Annotated in this window: 12 protein-coding genes and 1 pseudogene; 8 read left to right on the plus strand and 5 right to left on the minus strand. The window is 68.4% G+C overall.

Annotated features, from left to right (window positions below; all coding sequences use genetic code 11):
- The first annotated feature begins 59 nt into the window (after window positions 1-59).
- Both A3CU_RS0136655 and A3CU_RS48505 read left to right on the plus strand, forming a co-directional pair.
- Window positions 60-1,436 (plus strand): cytochrome ubiquinol oxidase subunit I, encoded by a 1,377-nt coding sequence (locus tag A3CU_RS0136655; RefSeq protein WP_027946419.1) that lies wholly within the window; start codon window positions 60-62, stop codon window positions 1,434-1,436.
- A complete protein-coding gene (locus A3CU_RS48505; RefSeq protein WP_052372786.1) occupies window positions 1,433-2,635 on the plus strand; it encodes a cytochrome d ubiquinol oxidase subunit II in 1,203 nt (400 codons plus the stop codon). Before A3CU_RS0136655 ends, A3CU_RS48505 begins: the two co-directional genes overlap by 4 nt.
- Before the next feature lie 28 nt (window positions 2,636-2,663).
- Here A3CU_RS48505 and A3CU_RS0136665 read toward each other — a convergent pair whose 3' ends face one another.
- A complete protein-coding gene (locus A3CU_RS0136665; RefSeq protein ID WP_027946420.1) occupies window positions 2,664-2,951 on the minus strand; it encodes a putative quinol monooxygenase in 288 nt (95 codons plus the stop codon).
- A gap of 106 nt (window positions 2,952-3,057) precedes the next feature.
- On the opposite strand from A3CU_RS0136665, the gene A3CU_RS50315 reads away from it, so the two are divergent.
- From A3CU_RS50315 to A3CU_RS0136685, 4 genes are all read left to right on the plus strand, one after another.
- Window positions 3,058-3,639, plus strand: coding sequence for an AAA family ATPase (locus A3CU_RS50315; protein WP_063628959.1), 582 nt, complete (start codon window positions 3,058-3,060; stop codon window positions 3,637-3,639).
- A 170-nt stretch (window positions 3,640-3,809) separates the two neighbouring features.
- A complete protein-coding gene (locus A3CU_RS0136675) occupies window positions 3,810-4,271 on the plus strand; it encodes a nitroreductase/quinone reductase family protein (protein ID WP_245617492.1) in 462 nt (153 codons plus the stop codon).
- 90 nt (window positions 4,272-4,361) lie between these two features.
- Complete coding sequence (locus tag A3CU_RS48515; RefSeq protein WP_052372790.1) at window positions 4,362-4,757, plus strand: hypothetical protein; 396 nt, start codon at window positions 4,362-4,364, stop codon at window positions 4,755-4,757.
- A gap of 75 nt (window positions 4,758-4,832) precedes the next feature.
- The gene (locus A3CU_RS0136685; RefSeq protein WP_027946422.1) at window positions 4,833-6,938 is read left to right on the plus strand and encodes a (Fe-S)-binding protein; all 2,106 of its coding nucleotides are present in this window, start codon (window positions 4,833-4,835) and stop codon (window positions 6,936-6,938) included.
- A 10-nt stretch (window positions 6,939-6,948) separates the two neighbouring features.
- On the opposite strand, the gene A3CU_RS0136690 is transcribed toward A3CU_RS0136685, so the two are convergent.
- The 3 genes from A3CU_RS0136690 to A3CU_RS55900 all read right to left on the minus strand — a co-directional run bounded on the left by A3CU_RS0136690 (window position 6,949) and on the right by A3CU_RS55900 (window position 11,117).
- Window positions 6,949-8,043, minus strand: a complete 1,095-nt coding sequence (locus A3CU_RS0136690; RefSeq protein WP_027946423.1) for a CaiB/BaiF CoA transferase family protein — start codon at window positions 8,041-8,043, stop codon at window positions 6,949-6,951.
- A 223-nt stretch (window positions 8,044-8,266) separates the two neighbouring features.
- Window positions 8,267-10,519, minus strand: a complete 2,253-nt coding sequence (locus A3CU_RS48520; RefSeq protein ID WP_156960736.1) for a hypothetical protein — start codon at window positions 10,517-10,519, stop codon at window positions 8,267-8,269.
- On the minus strand, window positions 10,440-11,117 hold the full coding sequence (locus A3CU_RS55900; RefSeq protein WP_425388305.1) for a substrate-binding domain-containing protein: 678 nt from the start codon (window positions 11,115-11,117) through the stop codon (window positions 10,440-10,442). The genes A3CU_RS48520 and A3CU_RS55900 overlap by 80 nt, the downstream gene beginning before the upstream one ends.
- A 326-nt stretch (window positions 11,118-11,443) precedes the next feature.
- Between A3CU_RS55900 and A3CU_RS55905 the strand changes: the two genes are divergently transcribed.
- Window positions 11,444-11,755, plus strand: a complete 312-nt coding sequence (locus tag A3CU_RS55905; protein WP_027946425.1) for a carbohydrate ABC transporter permease — start codon at window positions 11,444-11,446, stop codon at window positions 11,753-11,755.
- A pseudogene (locus tag A3CU_RS51885) lies at window positions 11,710-11,862 on the plus strand (family 1 glycosylhydrolase); the annotation flags it as partial. The gene A3CU_RS55905 and the pseudogene A3CU_RS51885, both read left to right, overlap by 46 nt.
- Before the next feature lie 161 nt (window positions 11,863-12,023).
- Here A3CU_RS51885 and A3CU_RS0136710 read toward each other — a convergent pair.
- Window positions 12,024-12,641: a TetR/AcrR family transcriptional regulator gene (locus A3CU_RS0136710; protein WP_245617493.1), complete on the minus strand. Its 618-nt coding sequence runs from the start codon at window positions 12,639-12,641 to the stop codon at window positions 12,024-12,026.
- Window positions 12,642-12,652 lie beyond the last annotated feature (11 nt).

The following is a 12,652-nucleotide window of genomic DNA, read 5'->3' on the forward strand; positions in this document are numbered from 1 at the left end:
CCCAGCCTCGATGTCCGGGTTCGGGCGCGCGACCGCACTCGTCGGGGAGGCGTGCCGCGATGGTGACCGCCTCGCTGGTGACGCTGGCGGAGGGGGACATCCCCGCCCGTACCCAGATGGGGGCGGCGCTGGGCTTCCACATCGTGTTCTCCTGCTTCGGCATCGCCTTTCCGACGATCGTGCTCGCCGCCCACTGGCGGGGTATCCGCCATGGTGACGCGGCGGCGTTGCTGCTGGCGCGGCGGTGGTCGAAGGTCATGGCCGTGACCTTCGCGGTGGGCGCGGTGTCCGGCACGGTGCTCTCGTACGAGTTGGGGCTGCTGTGGCCGGGGCTGATGGGCACCTACGGCAGCGCCTTCGGAATCCCGTTCGCGATCGAGGGAATCTGGTTCTTCCTGGAGGCGATCTTCACGGCCATCTACCTCTACGGTTGGCGCCGGCTGTCCGCGTGGGCCCACTGGTGGGCCGGCACGCCGATGGTGGTCGCCGGGGCGCTGGGTGCGCTGGCGGTGGTGTCGGCGAACTCCTGGATGAACGTGCCCAGCGGGTTCGTGCTGCGTGACGGGCGGATCGTATCGGTCAACGCGTGGTCGGTGATCTTCAACGCCGCCACGCCGTACGAGGTGCCGCACATGGTGCTCGCCGCGTACATGGTCGCCGGCTTCGTCGTGGCGGCGGTGTACGCCGTGGGGATGCTCCGCGGGCGCCGGAACCATTACCACCGGCTGGGTTTCGGCATCGCGTTCGCGACGGGCGCGATCGCGGCACCGATCCAGGTCGTCGTGGGCGACATCGCCGCACGCGCGGTGGCGGCGCAGCAGCCGGCCAAGTTCGCCGCGATGGAACTGATCGACCGGACCGGGACCAACGTCACCGAGTGGCTGGGCGGCATCTATTACCAGGGCCAGGTGTACTTCGGTGTCGGCATCCCCGGCCTGGGCTCGCTACTGGCCGGCAGCCCGCGCCTCATCGGCTGGGAGGACTTCCCGCCCGAGTTGCGCGCCCCGCTGCCCAACCTGATCCACCTGACCTTCGACGGCATGGTGGTGATCGGACTCGCGCTGATGCTGCTCGGCGCGTGGCAGGGCTGGGTCTGGCGGTTCCGCCACACGACCCTGACCACGCGCTGGTTCCTGATCCCGGCCGCGCTGTCCGGGATCGGCGCGGTGGTGGCGATGGAGTTCGGCTGGATCGTCACCGAGGTCGGGCGGCAGCCCTGGACCGTCTACGGGCTGCTGTTGACCCGCGACGCGGTCACGACCGCGGGCGGGGTGCCGGTGACCCTCGGCGCGACCATCGCGATTTATGCCGTGCTCACCGGCATCTGCATAGGCGTGCCGTGGCTGATGAGCCGGCGCTGGCGCCGGGAGGATCCGCGGTTGGAGGAGTACGAGACCACGCCCTACGGGCCGCCCGTGCCGGAGGCCGGATCATGAACCCGTCACCGGAATCGATCTTGAGTGCGGTGGTGTTGTTCCTCGCGATAGTCTGCTACGCGCTGTTCGCCGGCGCCGACTTCGGTGCGGGGATCTGGGACCTGTTCGCCGGGGGCACCGAGCGCGGGCAGCGGCCGCGCGCGACCATCGACGCGTCGGTCACGCCGGTCTGGGAGGGCAACCACGTCTGGATCATCTTCGGCCTGGTCGTCATCTGGACGGCGTTCCCGATCGCGTTCGCCAGCATCATGACGGCGCTGTTCGTTCCGCTGTTCTTGTCCGTGGCGGGGATCTTCTTCCGCGGAATCGGGTTCGCGTTCCGCCACGAGGCCGAGCGGCTGCCGTCACGGCGCATGTGGGGGGCGATGTTCGCCTCAGCCTCGCTGGTCGCGCCGTTCTTCCTCGGTACCGTCATCGGCGCGGTGGCCACCGGCCGAGTGCGGGCCCACTCGGTGGGTAACGACTTCGCAGCCTGGACGAACCCGGTCGCACTGGTCACGGGAGTCCTGTTCGTTTGCGCCTGCGCCTATATCGGCGCCGTGTACCTGGTCGGTGACGCCGAACACCGGGGCGAAACCGACCTGGTGAGCTACTTCTCGCGCCGCGCGCTGGCCGCTGGGCTGGCCACCGGTGTGGTGGCGGCCATCAACATGTACCTGATGAGCACGGGTGCCCCCTACGTCTTCGGCCGGCTCGTCGGACCGGCACTGCCCATGGTCGCCCTCTCGGTCGCCGCGGGCATCGCCACGCTCGGCCTGCTCGTGTTGCGGCGCGACACCCTGCTGGGGATCAGGCGCTACAACCTGTTGAGGATCACCGGGGCCCTCGCGGTGGTGTCGGTGATCGTGGCATGGGGGTGGGCCCAGTACCCCTGGCTGCTGCCCGGGACGCTGACGCTGGTCGACGGCAGCGCTTCGAGCAGCGCGCTGTGGGCCCTGCTGGCCGTGGCGCTACTGGCCGTGGTGATCGTGGCGCCGTCTCTGGTCTACCTGTACTGGCTGCAGCAGCATGAGCGCCTGGTGGAAAGCGAGGCGGCGGACGACCTGCGCCGCCGCCTCGGGCTCGCCGAGCCCCGGGCCGTGCCGGTGGGCCCGGCCGAACCGCCCCCGCCGGAGCATCACGGCCGTCTCGGCCTCGCCATCGTGGGCGCTTCGGTGGCGATCCGGCTGATCCGCAGGCTCTTCCGGCACGGCCGGTAAGGTCGCCGCACGCCGCGCGGCTTGGTGTTCAGGTCAGCGAGCGCACGCCCGCGACGTCGTACTCGGCCACCGACGCGGCGAGCATCGCAGCGCGCTGCTCGCCGCTGGGACCGCTGCCCCGGAACGCCTCGACGGCCGCCCGCGACTCCCAGCGCTCGAAAACGTTGATGCGGCCGGCATCCACCAGGTCCGCGGTGATGGCGAAGTCGAGGCAGCCGAGCGCGTGGCGGGCCTGTTCAACGACGCTCACGCAGCCCGCGAGATAGGACTCGCGCTGTTGTGGATCGACGGTGATGGTTCCCGCGACGATCACCATGTGCTGCTCCTTTGCTTAGTTCGAACCGGCAGTCGCGGACTATGACCATCGACCGGCGCGGAACTCATCGGTGTGTGGGCCCCTTCGAGATTCGTAGGGTTGGTGGATGCCGCAATTGATCCATGTGAACGGTCCGTCCGGCGTTGGGAAGTCCACGGTTGCCCGGATGTATGCCGATCGACATCCAGGCGTGCTCAATCTCGACACTGACCAGGTTGTCAGCCTTATCGGTGGTTGGCAGGACAACTTTTGGGAGGCGTTGAAGGCCGGACGACTACTGGCGGTCAGTATGGCGGAGACACACCTGCGGACAGGTCACGATGTCGTGATGCCGCAGTTGGCGACCAAGTGGGAGGAAGTCGAGGGATTCCAAGCCGCTGCTGGCCGTGCCGGGGCGCAGTATCGCGAGGTCGTGTTGATGGTTGGCAAGCAGCAGATGGTCGAGCGCTTCGCAGGTCGAGCGGCGGGCGCCGTGCTGACCCACCACCGACATATCGAAGAGATCGTCGCGCGGGGTGGTGGCCCGGTGTTGCTGGAGCGGATCCATGACCACCTCACCGCGTATCTGGACACCCGTCCGGAGTGTGTGGTGGTTCAGACCGACGGGCGCGATGCAGGTCAAACCTACGACGCTGTTACCGCCGCGCTAGCCCGTGCCCGGCTAGATCAAACGGCTCCAGAAGGTTGACCAGCTCAACTACTACGGGAAACGCCTTCATCGTCTGCCCCGGTGGACCGGAACGTGGGGCTCGCGGGACGGGAACGGGGACTCGCGGCTGACAAGCCTGACCGGCCAATGTAGTTTGGCTTTGATATACTATGGAAATCATATAATCTCGCCGAGTGAAGGATGGACGAATGGTCGAGCAGAAGGAAAAGGGGCGGACCTACCGCCGGATGGTCAACTCGATGAACAAGGCGGTCATCGGGTTGCAGCGAGTCGGCATCGTGATCGGGCCGATGCGGCTGATCACCGTCACGGGACGCCGGAGCGGCCTCCCGCGCACCTTCCCGATCGCCGTGCTCCCGCTGACCGGCGGGCAGTACATCTTCCAGGCTTATCCGAGGGCGGCTTGGGTAGCCAACGTGCGCGCGGCGGACACCGCGACCCTGACCCGCGGGCGCCACTCGTCCACGGTGCGGTTGATCGAGTTGCCGGTGGAGGAGCGTCGGCCCGTTCTGCACGAACTGGTGCGGACGTCGAACGCCAGTGTCGGCAAACGGTTCGTGACCACCGGGTTGGCGGAGGGGGCGACGCCCGACGAGGTCGCCGCCGCTGCGGAACGCATCGCGGTGTTCCGCATAGAGCCGCTTCGCTGAATCTGTCGGAGTTAGGTCGTTCGGCCTCTTTTGTCGCCAAGTGCTCCAGGTCACACTGGCTCCACATTGAGTGGTCAAGGAGGTCGGTCCGTGGTGCGCCTCGCCGGTTACGCCTGCTCCTATTGCGGCCTGCGGGTACGGCTGACCGGCGACCACCGGCATCCCGGTTACGGTGTCGTCGACCAGGTGGCCTTCGCGCCCCCGCGGGCCGACGGTTTGCCGAACCTTGGCGTTGCGCACCGGTTCTGTAACTATGTGTCACAAGTCCGCCGGCTCGGGTGCGGGCAGATCCTGCGCCGCGCCTGGCTCGGCTGGGCGACCGAGCAGTTCGAGGCGAGCGAGTGCGAGAGGCGTTACGGGACAAGGCATTACGAGCGTCTCGGGCTGCACCCGGATCGCCTGCGCGCGCCGCGGCTCTACCGGAAATACTGGCAGGTCCGCAAGATGCGGTGTGCCATGAAGGCCCGCAACTACTACTCCGAGTGACACGCTTCACACTGTAGCTACCACGCGGTAACGTGATCTCCGCAACGCCTGGACGAAAGACCAAGCGGAGGACTCGTGCTAGTTCGGCTGATCATCGGTCTGGCGATCACCGCCATCGGCCTCGCCTTCGCCGGGCGCCGGGCCTGGTGGCTGTACCGGTTGATCAACACCGGTCAGCCGGCCCCCGGCCGCACCGGGCAGGCCGGAAAGCGCGCCGAGACCCATCTCACCGAGGTGTTCGGCCAGCGCAGGCTGCTGAAGTGGTCGGTTCCCGGCCTTGCCCACTTCTTCACGTTCTGGGGCTTCCTGGTCCTCGCCACCGTGTACCTGGAGGCGTACGGCTCCCTGTTCACCGCGAGCTTCCACATCCCGTTCATCGGCCGGTCGCCGATCTTGGGCTTCCTGCAGGACTTCATCGCCGTCGCGGTGTTCGTGTCGCTGGTGGTGTTCGCGATCATCCGGATCCGGCAGGCGCCGGAGCGCAAGGCCAGGGCTTCGCGGTTCTACGGCTCGCATCTGGGTGGCGCCTGGCTGATCCTGCTGATGATCTTCAACGTGATCTGGACGATGTTCCTGTTCCGGGGCGCCTCCGCGGCGGCCGGGACCTTTCCGTACGACTCGGGCGCCTACGTGTCACTTGGGGTCGGCGACGCGCTCAGGCCGCTGGGTGCCGGCGTCAACGACGTGCTGGAAACGGTCGGGCTACTGCTGCACCTGGGCGTCATGCTGACGTTCTTGGTCATCGTCCTGCACTCCAAGCACCTGCACATCTTCCTCGCGCCGGTGAACGTCACGGCCAAGCGGATGCCCGACGGGCTCGGCCCGCTGCTGCCGATGGAGTCCGGCGGTAAGCCCATCGATTTCGAGGATCCCGGCGAGGACGACATCTTCGGCCGCGGCAAGATCGAGGACTTCACCTGGAAGGGCATGCTCGACTTCGCCACGTGCACCGAATGCGGGCGTTGCCAGAGCCAGTGCCCGGCCTGGAACACGGGCAAGCCGCTGTCGCCGAAGCTGGTGATCATGGACCTGCGGGACCACCTGTTCGGCCAGGCGCCCTATCTGCTCGACGGCAAGCCGGACCGGCCCGAGGTGCCGCTGGTCGGCCCCGTGCCGGACGGCGGCGTGATCGATCCGGACGTGCTGTGGTCGTGCACCACCTGCGGAGCTTGTGTCGAGCAGTGCCCGGTGGACATCGAGCACGTCGACCACATCGTCGACATGCGGCGCCACCAGGTGCTCATCGAATCGGCGTTCCCCACCGAACTCGGCACCCTGTTCCGGAACCTGGAGAACAAGGGCAACCCATGGGGGCAGAACAACTCGCAGCGCATGGACTGGGCCGCCGGCCTGGACTTCGAAGTGCCCGTCTGTGACGGCGAACTGCCCGACGACAGCGAGTACCTGTTCTGGGTCGGTTGCGCGGGGGCGTTCGACGACAACGCCCGCAAGACCGTGCGCGCCACGGCCGAGTTGCTACACCTGGCGGGGGTGCGGTTCGCGGTGCTCGGCACCGGCGAGACCTGCACCGGCGATCCGGCGCGCCGCTCGGGCAACGAGTTCCTGTTCCAGATGCTCGCCCAGGAGACCAAAGAAAACCTCGACGCGGTGTTCTCCGGCCGCGAGCCGGGCCGGCGCAAGATCGTGACCACCTGCCCGCACTGCATGAACACGCTGAGCCGGGAGTACCCGCAGTTCGAGGGGCGCTACGAGGTCGTACACCACACGCAGTTGCTGAATCGGCTGGTGCGGGACGGCCGGCTCACGCCGGTCGCCCCGGTCGGCGGGGCCACGGTCACCTACCACGACCCGTGCTACCTCGGCCGTCACAACAAGGTCTACACCCCGCCGCGAGAACTGGTCGGGGCCGCCGGCGCCACCCTGACCGAGATGCCGCGCCACGCGGACCGCGCGCTGTGCTGCGGCGCGGGCGGGGCGCGGATGTGGATGGAAGAGAAGATCGGGAAGCGGATCAACCTGGAACGGGTCGACGAGGCCATCGCCACCGAAGCGAGCACGATCGTGACGGGCTGCCCGTTCTGCAAGGTGATGATCTCCGACGGGCTCGTGCAGCGGCAGAGCGAGGACTCCGGGCAGGGGGTCGACGTTCGCGATGTCGCCCAGCTTCTGCTGGAGTCCGTCCGCCGCGAGGCGCCGGCGCCCGAGCCCACCTCCTCCTAGATCGGACGCCTCAGGCGTCCCAGTCGGCGAGAACGGCTTCGGTGTCGCCGCCCCGGGTGGGCGGCGGCGTGGGAATCTCGTTGGGGGTACGGGAAAAACGGGGTGCGGGGGCGGCCTGGGCGACACCGTCGACGGTGATGATCGTGTCGCGAGCGGCCAGGTGCGGATGTCCGGCGACCTCGTCGAAGGACAGCACCGGGGTCACGCAGGCGTCGGTTCCGGCGAAGACATCCGCCCACTCGTCCCGGGTCCTAGTCAGGAACACCTCGGTGAAACGGGCCCGCAGCGCCGGCCAGCCCGAGGAGTCCAACTGGGCGGGCAGATCCTCGCCGTCGAGGCCCAGACCCGCCAGCAACGCCGCGTAGAACTGTGGCTCCAGCGCGCCCACCGCGACCCACCGGCCGTCCGCGCAGGTGTAGGTGTCGTAGAAGGGGGCGCCGCTGTCGAGCAGGTTGGTGCCGCGCTCGTCGGTCCACGCACCGGTTCCCCGCAGCGCCCACATCATCTGCAGCAACACGCTCGCGCCGTCCACCATCGCGGCGTCCACCACCTGTCCCCGGCCGGATCGCTGGCGCTCCCACAGCGCCGCCAGCACCCCGGTGACCAGGAACATCGAGCCACCACCGAAATCGCCGACCAGATTGAGCGGCGCTGTCGGCCGTTCCCCGGCCCGCCCGACGGCGTGCAACGCGCCGGTGAGCGAGATGTAGTTGATGTCATGCCCGGCGCGGGAGGCCAGCGGGCCGTCCTGACCCCAGCCCGTCATCCGGCCGTAGACCAGGCCGGGGTTGATCGCGTGGCAGTCTTCCGGCCCGACGCCGAGCCGCTCGGCGACTCCGGGACGCAGCCCCTCCAGCAGCACGTCGGCCTTGGCGACCAGGCGCAGCACGAGATCCCGGCCCTGCTCCGTCTTCAGATCCGCGGCCACCGAACGCCGGCCGCGCAGCAGATGGTCGGGCTTGCCGCCGGCGATGTCGAGACCACCGGAAGGCCGCTCGACCCGCACCACGTCCGCACCCAGGTCGGCGAGCACCATGGCGGCGTGCGGCCCGGGGCCGATGCCGGCCAGTTCCACGACCCGCAACCCGTTGAGTGGACCGGACAAGACCGCCTCCTCGCTCGTCGCCAGCCGCAGCGTTATTCAGAACGTGTTCGGGTAGACAGGCCGTGACTTCTCCTCGTCGGCTGCCCGTTCACCACGATGGCGGCCTGCCTCCCCGCCCCCGTGCGGCGTTGTGGTGTGTCGCCATGCGTGCCCATCTTGACGCTCTAACCTAACCGGTGGCCTCTCCACGATTCCAGGCGACCGGGCCGAAGATCACTTGGAGCTACAGCGGATGGATGCGGGTTGTCGGGCTGTCACCGTCGAACTCCGGGAGGAGATCGCCGCGAGGCCGGGGCACGGTCCCTGAGCCGCGGGACACGACGTTTTCCGTACCGTGCTTGCGTCGCGTGAGGTAGTGGCCCACGCCGAGGGCGAGGCCGCCGAGCAGACCGGCCACGGCCAGCCAGATGCCCGGCCAGAACGCGGGCGGTGCCCAGCTGAGGGTCAGCTCGCCACTTGTCGTGCCGGGCGGCAGTTCGACGGTGAGCAGCCCGGAGGGGCCCAGGCTCACCGGCACCTCCTGGCCGTTGACCCGCGCCTCGTACCCGGGCCAGGCGAGCCGTGCGAAGACCAGTTGCCGTGAGTCTGGTCCGTTCGCGGTGAACCGCACCGTTTCGGCCTGGGAGTCCTCGGAGGCATCGTCACTCACGCTGAGCCCGGGACCCGCCCAGGCGAGCGTGCCCTGCGGCCAGGGAAGCGGGCCGGTGCGCCGCAGCACGGTGACCACCTCGTCGTGCTCCACGACCTGCCAGCCGTCGGGCACGGTGAGCTCTGGCACGAGCGCGTTCTCCACGACCACGGTCCGCAGCCGGATCAGGTCCGCCAGCGGCGCGCCGCCGAACGAGGTGGGCCGCCAGAGGTTCGGATATGCCTCCGCACAGGAAGAGCCGAAGCCGTCGAAGCACAAGGTCTCGGAAAACGCGCTGAACCCCATGCCCGCGTACGAGTTGACCGCATCGACGCCGGCCACCTGGTAGGAGTAGCCGAACAGGAAGTAGCGCCACGCCTTGTCCGGCCCGAGACCGATCGTGTCGGACGCTGTCTTGATCGACGCGATCTGCAGGGTCTCGCCCTGGTAGCGGTCGGCGAACGTGTCCTTCAGCGCTTGGACCGAGTGCGGATAGTAGTAGGGCTTGATGTTGAAATTGCCGGGAAAGTTGGCGAGTTGCAGGCCGAGCACGGCCGCGGTGCCGGTGATGAGCACGGCGCCGAAGGCGGTGCCACGCCGGGACACCCAGATGGCCGCGGCGGTGAACGCGGCGACCACAACGAGGCCGAGCAGATTCCACGACAGCGTCTTCGGCTCGGTGGCCCACGCGAGGTAGGCGCCGCCGAGCAGGATTCCCGCCGTGAGCACGATCCGGATGCGGCGGTGGTCGGTGCGTAGCCCGGCGGAGAGCACCACCGCCAGCAGCACGCCCAGCCCGAGATAGAAATATTCGATGAGCCGCAGCGGCCAGCGGAACATCCAGAAGCTCGACGGCCCGAGCGTCAGCGCGAGGAACACCGCCGCCACCACGACGGCGCCGAGCGTGGCCCGGCGGGCGGCCCGGTAGTTGAGCCAGGGCGCCAGTGGCAGCGCGAACCACGCGAAGTAGGCCGCCGGTACCCGCAGGCTTTCGGCGCCGTCGAAGGCCGTGATGCGGGGCAGGTAGCCGGGCACGCTCATGGCCATCAGATCGGTGCCGCTGGGCACCAGGAAGCCGTCGTTGAGGATGCCCCAGCCCGCGCGCCAGGTGACCGGTCCGGTCAGCGCCAGCGGCAGGAACACCAGCGGCACCACCAGGCCGACACACACGCCGAGCAGAAGCGTCGTGCGGAATCCGCGCCATCGCTTCCGCACGCCGAATTCGACGAGCAGGCCCAGCAACACGACGCACACGCCGAGCACGCCGTACGGGTTGCCGGAGGTGATGGCTCCAGCGCCGATCAGGAAGGCCCAGAACGGGTTGAGCGCGCCCCGCGCGGCCTTGCGTACCGACCACCACACGAACGGGAGGTAGGCGAAGGAAATCAGGCCCGAGGCCCACGCGGCGGTGTCGAAGTAAAGAGTGAAGCCGGAAAACGGCAACGCGATCGCGACCGCGGCCGACACGTGTCGTTTCGCTTCGTACTCGCGGCAGACCAGGTAGGTGCCGAGCGCCAGCATGATCAGGAACTCGGTCTTCACCACCGCTGCCGCGACGGCGAGGTCACCGATCCCGAAGACCAGCAGGAAGTTGGCCACGTTGAGCGGGTTGTAGACGCCGAACAACGCCTCGCCCGCGACGTTTCCGCCCATCCAGGTATGGAGATCCAGCAGAGTGGGCCAGTGTCCACCCGCCACGAGTTGGCCGAGGTGGTACCACATCGGCAGGAACTGCGCCGCGCTGTCGTCCCAGTAGTAGAAGATCCGGTTACCGATCAGCGGGAGTTGGGCCAGTACGGCCACCACCGCGCACACAAGCGTGCCGGTGAGAATCCCCAGTCTTCGCACCGGAGCATCTTTCACGGGCGTCCGTTGCGGGGCAATGTGATTTGTGCCATGCAGGGGACCGGTCCGCGCGGCGGCCGGGATTTGCCGCCCTCAGGCGGATTCCCGCACGGTCATCGACACCGGGAGTGCCAGCCGGCCCGCCCTTGATCGGTTTGCCGCTCACGAACACCGCGTCCAGATCGGGGTGACGGTCCAGGAGCCGTTCCATCGCCGCCCGGCCGCCGTCCAGCGTGAAGGCGGCTTCCTCGGCGAGATCGGCGGGTTCGTGGCCGGCCGCCCGCAACGTCTCGCGCCGGCCGGACAGCCGGTGCCGCGCGGCGGTCTGGTCCTGCGGTCCGGCGACCGTGGCTATCCGCCGCCGTCCGCTGCCCAGCAGGTACTCCGCGGCGAGCCGGGCGCCGGAGGAGTTGTCGAAGTCGACGACGTGCACGCCGCGGGTGAGGTTTCCGGGCGGCCCACCGAACACCACGGGCAGCCGCAGCAGGCGTAGCGCGCGGGGGAGCGGGTCGGCCCGGTGCGGCGCGAGCCCTCCTGGCCGCGCAAAAGGGCTCGTGTTCATGAGCCGGACCGGGCTGGACACGGCCACACTCACTGCCACGGCACGATCACTCGCGGCCCAACTCCTGCCGGACCACTCCGGCGACTGAACCGACAGGCGCGAACCGACCGTTCGCACTGTCCTGGCGGGTCGCGCGCGGCCGCGGCGGGCGCCCAGCGGGGAACCGCACAAACCCAGCCTGAAGGCGTGCAGGCGCACTGGGACATCAAGGTGGTCCCCGTACCCGTACATCGCGCCGTTCTTCGTGGTGTTCGCCACCACCGGCCTGTGCCGCTCCTCTACACGGCCTACGTGTCCTTGTTCGACTGGGATATCGGTGACGACAATCCGAAGTTCCTCGGCCTGGAAAGAACTACGTCGAATTGGTGGGTGACGGGCAGTTCTGGAACGCCGTGCTGAACACGGTATCGATCTTCGTGCTTTCCAGCGGGCCGCAGATCGTGATCGCCGTGCTGCTGGCCGCGGCGCTCAACACGAGGGTGCGCTTCCGCTCGGGCTGGCGGGTCGGGGTGCTGATGCCCTACGCGGCGAGCCTGGTCGCGATCGGCATGATCTTAACGACCCTGTTCGGAACGCATTTCGGGAATCGTGGCGGGCATCATGCAGGGTGCCGTGAAAGGGCAACTGGTTTATGGCGGAACAGAAGCGAAATGACGGTGTCGCCGGGGATGTCGTGAAGTTCCCGGCCGGGTTCGTCTGGGGAGCCGGCACCGCCGCCTTCCAGATCGAGGGTGCGACCACAGTGGACGGTCGCACCGACTGCATCTGGGCTGCCTTCAGCCGCTCCAGGCCGCCGAGTTCCGGCTTCAGGTACCTGAATTCCCGCTCCAGGCGGGCGAGTTCCGGCTTCAGGCAGCCGAGTTCTCGGTTCAGTAAGGCGAGTTCCGGCTTCAGGCAGCCGAATTCCCGCTCCGGTGAAATGAGTTCCGCATTCGGGCCTCGGCATCAGGTTTTGCGGGCCGCGGCGAGCAGGGTGAGTGCGGCCTGGCATGCGTGCTCGCCCGCGCGAGTGGGGCTGTGGTGGTCGGCTACCACGGTGGCGCCCTCGATGAGGATCAGTAGTTGCCGTCCGAGTAGCTGCGGGTCGGCGGCTCCGGCCCGCTCGGCGATCCCGGTGAGCAGGTCGAGGTAGCGGCGGAGGTGGCGTGCGGTGATGGCCCGGACGGCATCGGTGTAGTGCTGGGTGGCCGCGTTGAGTAGTGCGCAGCCGCGGAAGGTCGCCTCGTCGTACCACCTCTGGAAGGCATTGAACACGGCCGTGAGTTGGTCGGCGGGGTCATCACCGGCGGCCAGGGCAGCGTCGTTCATCCGGCGTATGCCCTGGTCACTTCGCGCTTCGAGCATCGCTTGCACGAGCCCGTCCTTGGTCCCGAAGTGTCGGTACAGCGTTTCCTTGGATACGCCAAGGCGCGCGCAAAGCTCGGCCACACCGATGCCGTCGAGCCCGCGTTCGTACAGCATCTGGGTGGCCGCTTGCAGGATCGTGGCGCGCGTGCGCGCCGGGTCGATGGTGGAACCCTTGGCGACCGGCATGACCACGATGGTACCGATCGGTTCGTTCACTGTGCTAGCGT

The organism is Amycolatopsis taiwanensis DSM 45107 (assembly GCF_000519205.1).
In the GTDB taxonomy this organism is placed as follows: domain Bacteria; phylum Actinomycetota; class Actinomycetes; order Mycobacteriales; family Pseudonocardiaceae; genus Amycolatopsis_E; species Amycolatopsis_E taiwanensis.